The sequence below is a fragment of the Promicromonospora sp. NPDC060204 genome, from assembly GCF_042728455.1.
Taxonomy (GTDB): Bacteria; Actinomycetota; Actinomycetes; order Actinomycetales; family Cellulomonadaceae; genus Promicromonospora.
This window is the reverse complement of record NZ_JBHWZO010000152.1, coordinates 1-15,205: the sequence shown is the minus strand read 5'-3', so window position 1 is coordinate 15,205 and position 15,205 is coordinate 1. Positions and strand designations below refer to the sequence as shown.

Annotated in this window: 16 protein-coding genes; 2 read left to right on the top strand and 14 right to left on the bottom strand. The window is 73.2% G+C overall.

What is annotated here, in order from left to right:
- Positions 1–45 precede the first annotated feature (45 nt).
- From ACFWEJ_RS18615 to rpsB, 7 genes are all read right to left on the bottom strand, one after another.
- Positions 46–588, bottom strand: coding sequence for a DivIVA domain-containing protein (locus ACFWEJ_RS18615; protein WP_285105094.1), 543 nt, complete (start codon positions 586–588; stop codon positions 46–48).
- A gap of 5 nt (positions 589–593) precedes the next feature.
- Positions 594–1,688 (bottom strand): 23S rRNA (adenine(2503)-C(2))-methyltransferase RlmN, encoded by a 1,095-nt coding sequence (rlmN, locus tag ACFWEJ_RS18610; RefSeq protein ID WP_377230683.1) that lies wholly within the window; start codon positions 1,686–1,688, stop codon positions 594–596.
- Positions 1,689–1,753: 65 nt separating this feature from the next.
- Positions 1,754–2,590: a phosphatidate cytidylyltransferase gene (locus ACFWEJ_RS18605; RefSeq protein ID WP_377230682.1), complete on the bottom strand. Its 837-nt coding sequence runs from the start codon at positions 2,588–2,590 to the stop codon at positions 1,754–1,756.
- A gap of 50 nt (positions 2,591–2,640) precedes the next feature.
- Positions 2,641–3,198, bottom strand: a complete 558-nt coding sequence (frr, locus tag ACFWEJ_RS18600) for a ribosome recycling factor (RefSeq protein WP_377230681.1) — start codon at positions 3,196–3,198, stop codon at positions 2,641–2,643.
- A gap of 108 nt (positions 3,199–3,306) precedes the next feature.
- On the bottom strand, positions 3,307–4,062 hold the full coding sequence (gene pyrH / locus ACFWEJ_RS18595) for a UMP kinase (RefSeq protein ID WP_377230680.1): 756 nt from the start codon (positions 4,060–4,062) through the stop codon (positions 3,307–3,309).
- Between the two features lie 289 nt (positions 4,063–4,351).
- The gene (gene tsf, locus ACFWEJ_RS18590) at positions 4,352–5,191 is read right to left on the bottom strand and encodes a translation elongation factor Ts (RefSeq protein ID WP_377230679.1); all 840 of its coding nucleotides are present in this window, start codon (positions 5,189–5,191) and stop codon (positions 4,352–4,354) included.
- A gap of 105 nt (positions 5,192–5,296) precedes the next feature.
- Positions 5,297–6,259: a 30S ribosomal protein S2 gene (rpsB, locus tag ACFWEJ_RS18585; RefSeq protein ID WP_377230678.1), complete on the bottom strand. Its 963-nt coding sequence runs from the start codon at positions 6,257–6,259 to the stop codon at positions 5,297–5,299.
- 544 nt (positions 6,260–6,803) lie between these two features.
- On the opposite strand from rpsB, the gene ACFWEJ_RS18580 reads away from it, so the two are divergent.
- On the top strand, positions 6,804–7,616 hold the full coding sequence (locus ACFWEJ_RS18580; protein WP_377230677.1) for a murein hydrolase activator EnvC family protein: 813 nt from the start codon (positions 6,804–6,806) through the stop codon (positions 7,614–7,616).
- A gap of 63 nt (positions 7,617–7,679) precedes the next feature.
- On the opposite strand, the gene ACFWEJ_RS18575 is transcribed toward ACFWEJ_RS18580, so the two are convergent.
- Positions 7,680–8,633, bottom strand: a complete 954-nt coding sequence (locus ACFWEJ_RS18575; RefSeq protein WP_377230676.1) for a tyrosine recombinase XerC — start codon at positions 8,631–8,633, stop codon at positions 7,680–7,682.
- 150 nt (positions 8,634–8,783) lie between these two features.
- Between ACFWEJ_RS18575 and ACFWEJ_RS18570 the strand changes: the two genes are divergently transcribed.
- Positions 8,784–9,743, top strand: a complete 960-nt coding sequence (locus ACFWEJ_RS18570) for a zinc-binding alcohol dehydrogenase family protein (RefSeq protein WP_377230675.1) — start codon at positions 8,784–8,786, stop codon at positions 9,741–9,743.
- Positions 9,744–9,807: 64 nt separating this feature from the next.
- Here ACFWEJ_RS18570 and dprA read toward each other — a convergent pair whose 3' ends face one another.
- The 6 genes from dprA to lepB form a co-directional block, all read right to left on the bottom strand.
- Entirely contained in the window at positions 9,808–11,094 is a 1,287-nt protein-coding gene (gene dprA, locus ACFWEJ_RS18565) for a DNA-processing protein DprA (protein ID WP_377230674.1), read from the bottom strand.
- Complete coding sequence (locus tag ACFWEJ_RS18560) at positions 11,087–12,634, bottom strand: YifB family Mg chelatase-like AAA ATPase (RefSeq protein ID WP_377230673.1); 1,548 nt, start codon at positions 12,632–12,634, stop codon at positions 11,087–11,089. Before ACFWEJ_RS18560 ends, dprA begins: the two co-directional genes overlap by 8 nt.
- On the bottom strand, positions 12,634–13,080 hold the full coding sequence (locus tag ACFWEJ_RS18555) for a YraN family protein (RefSeq protein WP_377230672.1): 447 nt from the start codon (positions 13,078–13,080) through the stop codon (positions 12,634–12,636). The genes ACFWEJ_RS18560 and ACFWEJ_RS18555 overlap by 1 nt, the downstream gene beginning before the upstream one ends.
- Before the next feature lie 181 nt (positions 13,081–13,261).
- A complete protein-coding gene (locus tag ACFWEJ_RS18550) occupies positions 13,262–13,561 on the bottom strand; it encodes a DUF2469 domain-containing protein (protein WP_020016858.1) in 300 nt (99 codons plus the stop codon).
- Positions 13,562–13,568: 7 nt separating this feature from the next.
- Positions 13,569–14,258 carry a ribonuclease HII gene (locus tag ACFWEJ_RS18545; protein ID WP_377230671.1) on the bottom strand — a complete coding sequence of 230 codons (690 nt, stop codon included), beginning with the start codon at positions 14,256–14,258 and terminating at the stop codon, positions 13,569–13,571.
- Between the two features lie 3 nt (positions 14,259–14,261).
- A complete protein-coding gene (gene lepB / locus ACFWEJ_RS18540) occupies positions 14,262–14,930 on the bottom strand; it encodes a signal peptidase I (RefSeq protein ID WP_377230670.1) in 669 nt (222 codons plus the stop codon).
- Between the last annotated feature and the right edge of the window lie 275 nt (positions 14,931–15,205).

Here is a 15,205-nt window from a genome sequence, read left to right as displayed (position 1 = left end):
GGTCGCCCGAGCGACCCGCACGCCTGACCCACATCGATGCCGAGGTCACTCGACCCCGAGCAGCACCTCCACCGCACGGCTCAGGAACGCGTCGACCGAGGCCTCGTCGTAGGCCTCCGGCCCACGGGCCCGGCCGAACGTCGCCGACCGGATGTCGCCGGCCGTCAGCGGCTCCTGTCGGTCGAAGTAACCGATCAGCCGGTCGCACAGGTCGTCGACGTCGTCCTTGTCGTAACCCTGCGAACCGCGGTCGGCGGGCGCGAACTTCTCGCCGTCGGGGCGGCCCAGCCGCCCGTACAGGGAACGCGCGCGCTCGGCGAGCGCGTTCATCCAGGCCTGCTGACCGTGCGCCGAGGCGTACTCCGCACGCTGCCGCGCGATGAACGCCGCCTCGAGACGGTCGAGCGCCGCGTCGACCTCGTGGGTGTTGTACCCGCCACGGGTCAGGTCGAACGTCGAGGCCTGGATGTCGGCACTCGTCAGCCGTTCGGCCGTGCGTCCCTCGTACGCCTGCCGGGCATGCTCGAAGAACTCGTCGACCTCGTCCTTGTCGTACCCGGTGCGCATCTTGGGAACGCTGTTGAACATCCCACTCACTCGTCGTCCTCCTCAGCCGCCAGCTGCCCGCAGGCACCGTCGATGTCGCTGCCGCGGGTGTCACGGATCGTGGTCGGGATCCCGTGCCCGCGCAATCGTGCCACAAACTCGTCCTCGACATCCCGGTCGCTCGCGGTCCAGATCGAGCCAGGGGTCGGGTTGAGCGGGATCGGGTTCACGTGCACCCAGCCGCGGCCCCGCGAGTTGAGCTTCTCGCCCAGCAGGTCGGCCCGCCAGGCGTGGTCGTTCATGTCCTTGATGAGGGCGTACTCGATGGAGACGCGACGCCCGGTCACCTCGAAGTAGTTCCGTGCGGCGTCCAGCGTCTCGTCGACGTTCCAGCGCGTGTTGATCGGCACCAGCTCGGAGCGCAGGTCGTCGTCGGGCGCGTGCAGCGACAGCGCGAGGGTCACCGGGATGCCCTCCTTGGTCAGCTTCTGCATGGCCGGGACCAGGCCCACCGTGGACACCGTGATGTTGCGGGCCGACATGCCGAGACCGTCGGGCTGCGGCGCCACCAGCGTGCGCACCGTCTCGATGACCGCCTTGTAGTTGGCCAGCGGCTCGCCCATGCCCATGAACACCAGGTTGTTCAGCCGGGTGACGCCGCCGGGGATCTCACCGTCGGCCAGCGAGCGGAACGCCGCGCGCACCTGCTCCAGGATCTCCGCCGTGGACAGGTTGCGCGTCAGGCCGAGCTGGCCGGTCGCGCAGAACGGGCAGGCCATGCCGCAGCCGGCCTGGCTGGAGACGCACAGCGTGGTCCGGTTCGGGTAGCGCATGAGGACCGACTCGACCTTGGCGTCGTCGAACAGGTGCCACAGCGTCTTGACGGTGGTGCCGCCGTCTGCCTCCAGCTTGCGCGTGGGGCGGATGAGCTGCGGGAACATCGTCTCCGCGAGGGAGTCCCGGGTCTTCGCCGGGAGGTCCGTCATCTGCGCGGCGTCGCTCGTGTAGTGCGTGAAGTAGTGCGTGGCGAGCTGCTTGGCCCGGAAGGCGGGCTCCCCCGCCTCCAGCACCGACGCCACGCGCTCCTCGGGCGTGAGGTCGGCGAAGTGCCTCGGCGGCTTGCCGCGGCGCTTCGGCGCCATCTGCAGCGGGATCGCCGGGGTCTCGTCCGACGGACGCACGACAGGCTGGGCAAGGGGAGTTTTCATCAGGCAACCACCGAGAGCACGAGATAGACGAAGGGCGCTGTGATGACCAGCGAGTCGAGGCGGTCCAGCACGCCCCCGTGCCCCGGGAGCAATGAGCCCATGTCCTTCAATTCTAGGTCACGCTTGAGGAGCGACTCGGCGAGATCGCCGACCGTGGCAGTGATGGCGGTCATGACGCCGAGCGCGATCCCGAGGATCGGGCTCTCGCCGAGGCCGTACACCGCCCCGACCACGCCCACCGCCGTGGCCAGCACGATCGAGCCGGCCAGGCCCTCCCACGACTTCTTGGGGCTCACGGTCGGTGCCAGCGGGTGGCGGCCCAGCATGACGCCGGCGATGTAGCCGCCGGTGTCGTTGGCCACCGCCAGGAGGATGAACAGCGCGACGCGGATCTCGCCGTCGGGCTGCGCCAGCATCAGGACCACGAAGCCGGCCAGGAACGGGAGGTAGGACGCCGCGAAGACCGCGGCCGCCGAGTCCCGCACCGCGCTCAGGCCGGAGCCGTCGAGCGCCCGCCACACCACGGTCGCGGCCACGGTCAGCACGAAGGCCACGAACAGCGCCTCCGGCCCGCCCCGGTAGGCGGAGACGATCATGCCGGCGGTCCCGACGAACAGCGGGACCATCGGCAGCCGCAGGTCGCGGCGCGCGAACGCCTGCCGCAGCTCCCAGAGCCCCGCCCACAGCAGGACGACCACGAACGCCACGAACGGCTCGGGTCGCCAGTACAGCGACGCGCCGACGATGCCGAGCAGGCCGACGCCCACGAGGATGGCGGCGGGCAGGTTACGGCCCGCGCGCGACTTCTTCGCGGCGGGTACGGGTTCCGGGCTCACGGCGGTGTGCGCGTTGTCTCGCTCTGTCGTGTCTCGAGGCGGTGCGGGCATCAGATCTCGAGCAGCTCGCTCTCCTTGCCGGCGAGCAGCTGGTCGATGATCTCGACGTGGCTCTTGGTGATCTTGTCCAGCTCCTTCTCCGCGCGCACGACCTCGTCCTCGCCGGCCTCGCCGTCCTTGACGATGCGGTCCAGCGTCTCCTTGGCCTTGCGGCGGATGTTGCGCACCGAGACGCGCGAGTCCTCGGCCTTCGACTTGGCGAGCTTCACGTAGTCGCGGCGCCGCTCCTCCGTGAGGGAGGGCAGCACGATGCGGATGGCGTTGCCGTCCGTCGCCGGGTTCACGCCCAGGTCGGAGTCGCGCAGCGCCTTCTCGACGGCGGGCACGGAGCTCTTGTCGAACGGCGCGACCAGCACGGTCCGCGCGTCCGGGATGTTGAAGGACGCGAGCTGCTGCAGCGGCGTGGGCGCGCCGTAGTAGTCGACGGTGATCTTGCTGAACATGCCGGCGTTGGCGCGGCCGGTGCGGATGCCCGCGAAGTCCTCCTTGGCGACCTCGATCGCCTTCTCCATCTTTTCCTCGGCTTCGAGGAGGGTCTCGTCGATCACCACTGCTCCTGTCGTTGGTCTACGGGTGGTGCCGGGGCCACTCTACGGACACTTTGCCCGGCTACCGAAAGGTTCGCGCGTTCACCGGGCAAGCCCGGGCCGCGCGGTTCAGCGCGTCGTGATCAGCGTGCCGATCGGCTCGCCGGCGAGCGCGCGGGTGACGTTGCCCTCGCCCTCCATGCCGAAGACCCGCATCTGGACGTCGTTGTCGCGGCACATCGCCAGCGCCGTGTCGTCCATGACGCCGAGCCGGTTCACGAGGGCGTCGGTGTAGGTCAGGTGGTCCAGCTTCTTCGCGTCCGGGTTGCGGCGCGGGTCGGAGTCGTACACGCCGTCGACCCCGTTCTTGCCCATGACGACCTGCTCGCAGCCCGTCTCCAGGGCGCGCTGCACCGCCACGGTGTCGGTCGAGAAGTACGGCATGCCCGCACCCGCACCGAAGATGACCACGCGGCCCTTCTCCATGTGCCGGATCGCGCGCAGGGGAATGTACGGCTCGGCGACCTGGCCCATCGTGATGGCGGTCTGCACGCGCGTCTTGACGCCGGCCTGCTCCAGGAAGTCCTGCAGGGCGAGGCAGTTCATGACCGTGCCGAGCATGCCCATGTAGTCCGCGCGGGCGCGGTCCATGCCGGCCACGCTCAGCTCGGCGCCGCGGAAGAAGTTCCCGCCGCCGACGACGATCGCCACCTGCACGCCGTCGCGCACGGCCACGCCGATCTCCTTCGCGATGCGGCGGACGACGTCGGCGTCCAGCCCCACGCTCCCGCCGCCGAACGCCTCGCCCGACAGCTTCAGGAGCACACGCCGGGCCGGCTTGCCCTCCTCGTCCACCGCGAAGTTCTGGGTCGCCTCGTCACTCACTGGTCAGTCACCCTTCGATCGTCACTGCCGGGACACCGCCCTCCCGGAATACTGCGCCCGACTCGCGGGCGACGCACCTCTGCACCGCGCAGAGGCCTCCGGGCCGACCTCGAGACCCCTGGTGCGAAGTGGAGCCCGCCCCGCTCTACCCCACACCAAAAGTATCGAAGCCGTACCGCGCTCCTGGTGGAGCGTGGCGTGCGAGCCGGCGTCGTCCCTCGGACACGGCCGGCCGCGTATGCGTCGGCCCGGCCCGCGCCGAAGCGCGGACCGGGCCGAACGAGCTGCGTCAGGAACCGACGCGGAAACGCACGAACGCGGTCAGGGCACCGTTCACCGAGGCGACGTGCTTGGCGACCGTGGTCTTCGGGTCCTTCGCCAGAGGCTGGTCCACCAGGACGACCTCCTTGAAGAAGCCGTTCAGGCGACCCTCGACGATCTTGGGCAGCGCCGCCTCCGGCTTGCCCTCGTTCTTCGAGGTCTCCAGAGCGATCTCGCGCTCCTTCTCGACGACGTCCGCCGGGACCTCGTCGCGCGTGAGGTACTTCGGGGCCATCGCGGCGATGTGCTGCGCGATGTCCTTGGCGACGGCCGCGCCGGCCTCGTCGGTGACCACGAGGACACCGATCGACGGCGGCAGGTCCTTGGCCGTCTTGTGCAGGTAGGTCGTGACCTTCGGGCCCTCGACGCGTGCGACGCGGCGCAGGACGAGCTTCTCGCCCAGCGTGGCGCCCTGTGCGGCGATGAGCTCGGCGACGGTGCCCTCACCGGCGGGGGCCGCGGCAGCCGCGACCTCGTCGGCGGCACCGGCGGCCGCGGTGGCCTCCAGGACGGCCTCGGCCAGCGAGATGAACTTCTCGTTCTTGACGACGAAGTCCGTCTCGGCGTTCAGCTCGATCATCGTGGCGACCTGGCCGGCCGCGGTGTCCTCGACCTTGACGGCGACGAGGCCCTCGGACGTGGCGTTGCCCTCGCGCTTGGCGGCGCGGGCCAGGCCCTTGGTCCGGATGATCTCGATGGCCTTGTCGGCGTCGCCGTCGGCCGCGTCCAGGGCCTTCTTGACGTCGAGCATGCCGGCGCCGGTCCGCTCACGCAGCGCCTTGATGTCAGCGGCGGTGTAGTTCGCCATTGTTCTGGTCCTCCGTGCAGTCGTGTTGTTCGTGGGAGGTCGTGCGACCCGAGGAACGGTGCGCCGACCGGGCCGACACGAGGTCGACCCGGTCAGCGCGGCACGTCACTTCTCGGTGTCGGCCTCGGGGGCGGCCTCAGCGGCAGCCTCGGGGGCGGCGGCCGGAGCAGCCTCGGCGGCCTCCACGACCTCGGCGGGAGCGGCCGGGGTGGCGGCGGCAGCAGCCTCGGCGGCGGCCTCCTCGACGGTGCCCTCGGCGGTGGCGGCCGGGGACTCGACCGTGCCCTCGGTGGTGTCGCCGGCCAGGAGCTCGCGCTCCCACTCGGCCAGCGGCTCGGCGGCGGGCTCGGTCTCGGCACCGGTCTTGCTGCCACCCGAGTGGCGCTGCATGAGGCCCTCGGCGGCGGCGTCCGCGATCACGCGGGTGAGCAGCGTGACGGAACGGATCGCGTCGTCGTTGCCCGGGATCGCGTAGTCGACCATGTCGGGGTCGCAGTTGGTGTCGAGGATCGCCACGACGGGGATGCCCAGCTTGCGGGCCTCGTCCACCGCGAGGTGCTCCTTGTTGGTGTCGACGATCCAGACGGCCGAGGGAACCTTGGCCATGTCACGGATACCGCCGAGGGTGCGCGCGAGCTTGTCCTTCTCGCGGCGCAGCACCAGGAGCTCCTTCTTCGTGAGGCCCGAGGCGGCCACGTCGTCGAAGTCGATCTCCTCGAGCTCCTTGAGGCGCTGGAGACGCTTGTGCACCGTGGTGAAGTTGGTGAGCATGCCACCGAGCCAGCGGTGGTTCACGTAGGGCATGCCGACGCGGGCGGCCTGCTCGGCCACCGGCTCCTGGGCCTGCTTCTTCGTGCCGACGAAGAGGATGGAGCCGCCGTGGGCGACCGTCTCCTTGACGAAGTCGTAGGCGCTGTCGATGAAGTGCAGCGACTGCTGCAGGTCGACGATGTAGATGCCGTTGCGCTCCGTGAAGATGAAGCGCTTCATCTTCGGGTTCCAACGGCGGGTCTGGTGTCCGAAGTGGACACCGCTCTCGAGGAGCTGGCGCATGGACACGACGGCCATGACACGTCCTTTCGGTGCGGTCCGGGATCGACCCGGGACTCCGCACGCATTTCAGGCGGCACAGGACACAAGGCCTGGGCCACGGTTCGGTTGGCGGCACCCTCTCCTGACGGTGCCCCTGGCGCCACGTCGTGCCCGACGCCGACCCCTGAGGGCTGGACCACTGCCGGACGCGACTCGATGTGACGCGCGATGTCGACCAGGTGTTCTCCCTGCCAGGCAAGCAGTCAGCCGAGCTGGACGCCTGCCGAACGGGCAGCACATGCCGGTCGCGGGTTGAAGTCTACCCGACCGGCCCCCGCGGCGAGGACCCGCGCGACGTGCCCCGGCTGTGACGTCGCACGCTCCCCCGCGGGCGCTCGTCCGGCCGGTTCTGCGGCCGGTTCTCGGGGCGGTTCTCCGCAGCTCGTGACCGCGCCCGGGAGACCCTCGCGACGGCGGCAGCAGGAAACGAGCGCGACCACAGGAGGGTGCGGGACGGGTTTGTGCACAGGCGGGCTGTTCGACGCCGGCGGCGGTGCGATCGCGGCGTGATGCTCGGGGCATGACGACTCCTCGTTCTCCCGGTTCTCCCCGCCGTGCGGCCCACCGCTCGGCCCACCGCCGGACGGCCGCAGCGGTCGTGGCCACGCTGCTCGCCGTCGTGCTCGCCGCCCTCGTGCTCGTCGCTGTCGTGCCGGCTCCGCCCGCCGCCGCCCTGCGCTCCGGGCCGGACGTCGCCGTCCGGCTGGGTCTCGACGCCCGCCTCGCGCCCGGTGGGGCTGACGGCGGTGCGGCGGAGCCCGGCGGGGTGGGCGGCGGTGCGGCTGACGACGGTGCGGCGGACGGCGGTGCTGCGGACGGCGGTGCTGCGGACTCCGGCGCGGGTGCCGGTGCTGATGCCCGCGCCGCGGGTACCGGCTACGTGCCGCCCGTCGCGGGCGTGGACCCGCCGGCCGGCGTGGAGCGGCTGTTCGACCCGCCCGCCGAGGAGTGGGGCGCGGGGCACCGTGGCGTCGACCTGGCCGCCGCGGCCGGTGCGCGCGTGCTCTCCCCCGGTCCGGGCGTGGTGACGTTCGCCGGGCAGGTGGCGCGGCGCGGCGTCGTGGTGGTCACCCACCCGGACGGCCTGCGCAGCAGCCTGGAACCGGTGGCCGCGTCCGTGCCGGTCGGCACCGCGGTCGCCGCGGGGACGGCGGTCGGCGTCGTCGAGGCGGGCGCGGACGAGCCCGGCGCGGGCGCCACCGACCCCGGCACGACGCAGAACCACTGCGCGCCCCGGTCCTGCGTGCACTGGGGCGTGCGGCGGGGCGAGCGGTACGTCGACCCGCTGTCCCTGCTGGACCGCCCGCCGATCGTCCTGCTGCCGGACCGCTGACCGGGGCTCAGGTCCGGGCGCCGACGGCACGAGCGCGCCGGCCAGACGCGCACCACCTGCCGGTCAGGCGCGCGGGAATGCCTGGGCGTAGACGCTGCGCAGCCGCTCGGCGTCCACGTGGGTGTAGCGCTGGGTGGTCGCGAGGTTCGCGTGGCCCAGCACCTCCTGCACGGCACGCAGGTCGGAACCGCCCTGCAGCAGGTGCGTCGCGGCGGAGTGCCGGAGCGCGTGGGGCGCGACGTCGTCGACGCCGGCCTGGGCCGCGAGCCGGTGCACGGCCTCGCGCACCTGGCGCTGCCCCCAGCGTCCGCCGCGCTCCCCTACGAGGAAGGCGTCACCGGTGGCAGCAGTCATGAACGCGGGCCGGCCGTCGGCCAGCCAGGCGTCGACGGAGCGCGCGGCCGGGATCCCGAACGGGACGACGCGCTCCTTGCCGCCCTTGCCGAGCACCCGCACGAGCCGGTCGCGCGCGTCCACGTGCCCGATGTCGACCGAGACCAGCTCGCCCACGCGGATGCCCGCGCCGTACAGCAGCTCCGCGGCGACCCAGGAGCGCAGGGCCGCGGGCCGGGACGCCTCGTCGGCCTCGTCCGCGGCGGCTCGCGCGCCGTCGAGCAGCCGGCTGGCGGCGTCCACGTCGAGCACCGTGGGCAGCGTGCGCGGCACCTTGGGACTCGCGAGCCGCGCCGAGGGGTCGACGGGCACGAGCCCGGAGCGGTGTGCCCAGCGCAGGAACGCCCTGGCCGAGGCGCCGCGGCGGGCGAGCGTGGAGCGCGCGAGCCCGCGGTCGGACTGCGACGCGAGCCACCCGCGCAGCAGCGTCAGGTCGATCTCGTCGAGGCTCGTGCTCCCGTGCCGCATCGCGTACCGCAGCAGGTCGGTCACGTCCGCCACGTAGGCACGCCGCGTGTGGGCGGAGTGCCCGCGCTGCGCGTGGAGGTAGCTGGCGAAGCGGGACACGGCGTCGGACAACTGCTCGGGCAGCCGAGGCAAGCCGGACAGGTCGGTAAGGTCCACGTTTGCCAGTGTGCAGCCGGACCGCCACGGGGTGAAGCAGGCGCGCCGTGTTGCGCGACCCGGTGCGTCGCCCGGTGTGTCGCTGCCTCGGGTCGCTCTGCCACACTGGCCGGTCGGACAGCGCAGCCGGACGAGTGCAGGAGGACCGCGATGATGCGTGCCGTACAGGTGACCGAGTTCGGCGGGCCCGAGGTGCTCCGGCCCGTCGAGGTGCCGGAGCCGACCGCCGGGCCGGGGCAGGTGCTGATCGAGGTGTCGCGCATCGGCGTGAACTACGCCGACACGCACCAGGTCGAGAACTCCTACCAGACGCCGACCCGGCTGCCGTTCATCCCCGGGAGCGAGGTCGTCGGACGCACGCCGGACGGACAGCGGGTCGCCGCCCTGCTGACCGGCGGGGGCGGGTACGCCGAACGGGCAGTCGCCGACGCAGCCATGGCCTTTCCCGTGCCCGACGACGTCGACGACCTCACCGCGCTCTCCATGCTGGTGCAGGGCACGACCGCCTGGGTCCTGCTGCGCAAGAACGCGCACCTCGAACCAGGCGAGTCCGTCGTGGTGCACGCGGCCGCGGGCGGCGTCGGCACGATCGCCGTGCAGCTCGCCAAGGCCTGGGGCGCCGGCCGGGTGGTCGCCACCGCGAGCACGTCCGACAAGCGCATGCTGACCCTCGGCCTCGGCGCGGACATCGCCGTCGACTCCCGGGCGGACGACCTGCGGACGGCCCTGATCGACGCCAACGGTGGGCGCGTCGACATCGTGCTGGACATGGTGGGCGGCACCACGACCGACCAGAGCCTGGCCGTGCTCGCGCCCTTCGGCCGGCTCGTCTTCTACGGCATGGCGGGGCGCGAGCAGCCCAAGCCCGTGGAGCTGCGCAACCTGCTCGGCCACAGCAGCACGGTCGCGGGCATGTGGCTGCCGCACGTCTTCCGGCTGCCGGGCAACCTCTACGGCCGGGCGCTGACCGAGCTGTTCGACCTCGCCCGCAGCGGCCGGATCCGCGCCGTCGCGGGCGGCGAGTACCCGCTGTCCGACGCCCGCGGCGCGCACGAGGCCCTCCGCTCGCGGGGCACCGTCGGCAAGCTCCTGCTCGACCCGACCGCCTGACCGACGACCCGGGATCGCCGGCCCGGCGGCCGGGCTGGGCGGCCCCGCCGACCGCCCGGCCCGGTCACCGCCTGCGCCAGCCTCCGTCCCGCCGCTCGGCCAGCCCCATCAGCTCCAGCAGCCCGAGCGCCCCGGTCGTGTCCGCGAGCGCGATCCCGGCGGTGCGGGCGATCGACCGTTCGTGCGCCGGCTTGCGCACGGGCAGGGCGTCGAGCACCGCCTTGCCCGCCGCGTCGAGGTCGTCCCCCGGCCGCTTCTCGCCTTGTCGGCGCGGCGCGGTCTCGCCGACGTCGCCGACCAGCTCGGCGGCCTCGGCGGCATCGGTGACGCAGACGGCCGCGCCGCGCCGCAGCAGCTCGTGGCAGCCGCTGGAGGCCATGGACGTGACCGGTCCCGGCACCGCCCCCAGCGGACGCAGCAGCGACACCGCGTGGTTGGCCGTGGACAGCGCGCCGGACCGCAGCGCCGCCTCGACCACCACCGTGCCCGCCGTGAACGCGGCGATCAGCCGGTTGCGCTGGAGGAACCGCTGCTTGCCCGGCACGGAACCCGGCGGCACCTCGCTCACCACGGCGCCCTGCGCGGCCGTCCGCAGCAGCAGGTCGGTGTTGCTCGCGGGATAGAGCCGGTCGACGCCGCCCGCGAGGAACGCCACCGTCCGCGCCCCCGAGACCAGCGCGCCCCGGTGCGCCTCCGCGTCGATCCCGTGGGCGCCGCCGGAGACCACGGTGAACCCGCGGTCGGCCAGCCCGCACGCCAGGTCCCGCGTCACGCGGACGCCGTAGCCGGTGCAGGCGCGCGAGCCCACCAGCGACACCGAGCGTGCCGCCAGCCCGGCCAGGTCGGGATCGCCCCGCACCCACAGGGCCAGGGGCGCCGTGGCTCCGAGTCCCGTGAACGACAGGGGCCAGCCCGGGTGGTCCGGCGTCAGGAAGGTGCCGTCGTACCGGCCGAGCACGTCGAGCTCGCCCTCGGGGTCGAGGCGGTCGAGCCGGGGTGCCCAGCGCCGCACCGCGGCGACGACCAGCCCGGCGGCCCGCGACCCGGACGCGTCCGGCCCCTCGGCGACCGCCCCGAGCACGTGGCCGGGGGCGTCGGCGCGACCACCCGGGCCCTGGACCGCGGCCGGCATCCCGCCGATCCGCCGGAGGACGGCACCGGCCCGGCCGGGTGCCCGGGCGGCGTCGAGCAGCCAGTCGAGCGCGTCCACGGGACCGAGCTGCTCCACCAGGGCGCCGGCCACCGGGTCGCCCGGCTCGGCGATGCGGCTCCACGCGGCCCGCGCCAGCACCGGGTCAGCGGGGTCGAACCGGAGCCGCGCGCGGGGCAGCTCGAAGAGCGGCTCAGCCATGGTCGCCTCCCGTGCGCAGCAGCAGCGCGTTCCCGACGTCGGACACCGTGGGCGCGTCGCGCCCGGCGAGGTCGGCGATGGTCCAGGCGATCCGCAGCACCCGGTCCACGCCGCGCAGGCTCAGCCGCCCGTCGGTCATCGCCAGCTCGATCGGCCGGAGCAGGCCGGGGTGCGGCCGGAGCAGGTCACGCAGGAACCGCCCGGGCATCTCCGCGTTGGTGGACCAGGGCGTGTCGGCCAGCCGGGCGCGGGCGGCCTGCCGCGCGGCCAGCACCCGGGCGGCCACCACCGACGTCGGCTCGGACGTGCCCTCCAGCCGCTCGACCCGGTCCACGGGCTGCACCTCGACCTGCACGTCCACCCGGTCCAGCAGCGGCCCGGAGAGCCGCGCGAAGTACCGGCGCCGGGTGGTCGGCGAGCACGAGCAGTCCAGGCCCTTGCCGATGGCCAGCCCGCAGGGGCACGGGTTGGCCGCGAGGACGAGCTGGAACCGCGCCGGATAGCGCGCCGAGCCGCCCGACCGGTGGATCACCAGCTCGCCCTGCTCCAGCGGCTGCCGGAGCGTCTCCAGCACCCGGGCGCCGAACTCGGGGGCCTCGTCCAGGAACAGGATCCCGCGGTGCGCCAGCGACACCGCCCCCGGCCGCGGGATGCCCGACCCGCCGCCCACGACCGCCGCCTGGGTCGCCGTGTGGTGCGGGTCCTCGTACGGGGGCCGGCGGATCAGACCTCCGCCCGGGTCGAACGTGCCCGCCACGGAGTGCACCGCGGTGACCTCGACGGCCTCGCGGTCGGTGAGGTCGGGCAGGATCCCGGGCAGCCGGGAGGCCAGCATCGTCTTGCCGGCGCCCGGCGGCCCGACGAGCAGCAGGTGGTGTCCCCCGGCGGCCGCGACCTCCAGGGCCCTGCGCGGCTCCTCCTGACCCACGACGTCGGCCAGGTCGCCCGGCAGCCGCGCCGCCAGCGCGGAGCGGACCGGCCGCACCGCGACGACCTCGCGCACCAGCTCCGGCGGGCCGCCGTGCAGCGCCACCACCTCGGCCAGGCTCGTGGCACCCACGACCCGCGCCCCCGGCACCAGCCGCGCCTCGTCGGCGTCGCCGGCCGCCACCACGACGTCCGGGTAGCCCGCGGCCACGGCGGCCGCCACGGTCGGCAGCACGCCCCGGACCGGCTGGACCCGCCCGTCGAGGCCGAGCTCGCCCAGGTGCACCACCCGGTCCAGGCCGGTCCTGCTCATCCCCGGGGACGTCGGCCCGTCGGTGCCCGCGAGGATCGCCACCGCGATCGCCAGGTCGTACGCGCTGCCCTGCTTGCGCAGCGAGGCGGGCGACAGGTTCACGGTGATCTTCTTGACCGGCCACGGCAGCCCCGTGGAGGTCACCGCGGCCCGCACCCGGTCGCGGGACTCACTCAGCGCGGCGTCGGGCAGACCGACCAGCGTGAAGCCCGGGACCGACGCCGCGAGGTGCGCCTGCACCTCCACCACGTGCCCCTGCATCCCGACGAGCGACACCGCCCGGGTGGTCGCGATCCCCATCACGCCACCGACTCGAGGTGCTCGACGACGGCGGGGCCCTGGCGCTGCAGGGTCACCGCGACCACGTCGATGCGGATGGCGCCGAATCGGGTGCGCACGTCGGGCAGCACCGGCACCGGGCTGCCCGGGCCCGCCTCCTCCTGCAGCCGCGCCGCGGCGAGCCGGTCAGCGGCGAGCCGTTCCCGGAAGACCGTGAGCCACTGCCCCGTCAGCCGCTTGATCCGGGTCAGCTTGCGCGGCGTCACCGCCTCCGCCGGATGCCCGTACCCCAGCCCCGACCTGGTCTTGACCTCGACCACCACGAGCACGTCGCCGTCGAGCGCGACGATGTCGAGCTCACCCTCCGTGCCGCGCCAGTTGGTGTCGAGCACCTGCCAGCCGCGCGCCTCCACGTGCCGCAGCGCGACCCGCTCGCCGTACCGGCCTACGCCGTCCTTCTTCGCCATCGCGTCCACCTCCGTGACCAGCCTTGGTCACGCAGGGGCCGTCAGGCGGCGTCCGTGGGGTCACCTGTGCACGGATCGATGATCCACAGGGTCGGCGTCGCGCTCGAACCGCCGGAACCTCGTCACGAGGGTCTGTGCAACCCGCGAGAAATCTCCGCGGGAGCCGTCAGAACGCGAGCCGTCAGAGCGCGAGCTCGGCCTTGGCCAGCTCCTCGACGTTCACGTCCTTGAACGTCACCACGCGCACCGACTTCACGAACCGCGCCGAGCGGTAGACGTCCCACACCCAGGCGTCGCCGAGCCGCAGCTCGAAGTACACCTCGCCCGCCGCGGACCGCACCTGCAGGTCCACCTGGTTGGCGAGGTAGAACCGGCGTTCGGTCTCCACCACGTAGGCGAACAGGCCTACCACGTCGCGGTACTCGCGATAGAGCGCTAGCTCCATCTCCGTCTCGTAGTTCTCGAGGTCTTCGGCGCTCACGACGACATCATCCCACCGACGCCGCAGTTCCGGGCAGGTTCCAGGACCTGCGGTGGTGTGGCGTCGGCCCGTGCAGCCCGAGGGCGTCCATGTGGGCCTTCGCGCTGTAGCCCTTGTTCTGGTCCCACGCGTACTCGGGGTGCCGCTGCGCCAGCTCGACCAGGATCGCGTCGCGCTCCACCTTGGCCAGCACGCTGGCGGCCGCCACGGACGTGCAGGTCATGTCTGCCTTGATCAGCGTGCGCACCGCGGGCTCCGGCAGGTCGTCCTCCGGGGCGTCCGCCGCGGCGAACAAGTCGAGCGCGGGCGTGGAGAGCCAGTTGTGCTTCCCGTCCAGCACGACGACGTCGACGTCGCCGCACACCTGCCGCACCTGGGCCAGCGCGCGCCGGCCGGCCATCCGGAGCGCGGCGATGATCCCGTGCTCGTCGATCTCGGCCGGACCCGCGTGCCCCACGCCCCACGCGACCGCCCACCGCCGCACGGCGGGCGCGATGGCCTCGCGCGCGCCGGGCGTGAGCAGCTTCGAGTCGGCGACGCCCTTGGGACCGGTGCGCGTGGCGGCGTCGACCACGACGACGCCCACGCTGACGGGCCCCGCGAGAGCTCCGCGCCCCACCTCGTCCATGCCCGCCACGAGGCGGGCGCCCGAGGCGAGGAGCGCCCTCTCCTGCCGCAGCGTGGGCACCTTGCGCACCGCCTACTTCTCCGCGGGAGGCGCGTCCGGGACGCCGCTGAAGACGTCGCTCGGGTTGCTGTGCCAGTTCAGCCGGTCCAGCGGCCAGACGGTCGCGAACGCCGTGCCCACCACGTTCTCGACCGGCACGAACCCGCCGCCCGGCTTGCCACGGTTGTAGCGCGAGTCCATCGAGTCCTGCCGGTTGTCACCCATGACCCAGAGCATGTCGTCGGGCACGGTGACCTCGAACGGGTCCTGGCTGGGGATCGAACCCGGCTTGATGTACGTCTCGTCGATCGGCGTGCCGTTCACCGACACCCGGCCCTCGGCGTCGCAGCAGACGACCTTGTCGCCGGGCAGGCCGATGAGGCGCTTGATGAGGTGGTCGCCGGTGTCCTGCGGCAGGAGGCCGACCATGGTCAGGAAGGACACCGCCGCGTCACCGACCGGGCCGCGCTCCGGCGGCACGTACGGCGGCAGCCAGTCACCCGGGTCCACGAAGACGACGATGTCCCCGTGCTCCAGGTCGAACGGGCCGGGCGTCAGCCGCGACGCCATGACGCGGTCGCCCTCGGTCAGCGTGTCCTCCATGGACGCGCTCGGGATGTAGAACGGCTGCACCAGCAGCGTCTTGATCAGCCACGACAGGACCAGCGCGCTGACGACGATGATCCCGACCTCACGGAGCATCGCGAGGACGCCCGACTGCTGCCTGCGCGGCTCACGACCGTGCGCGGCCCCACCCTGACGATGCGCCCCGCTGTTTCCCCACGGATCCTCTGCGCTCAAGGGCGTCCCATCGATAGGGGTGGGCGGTGCCACCCGGTCGAAACTCGTCACGAGCCTAACTCTGTCACCTTGGAGCGCCCCCGGCGAAATGGTCGGGCGGGCGAACATCAAGCCCGACGGATATCCGCACAGACCGGACGTGAAACGACACCGGCCGCCGTCCTCGGTCTAGGAGG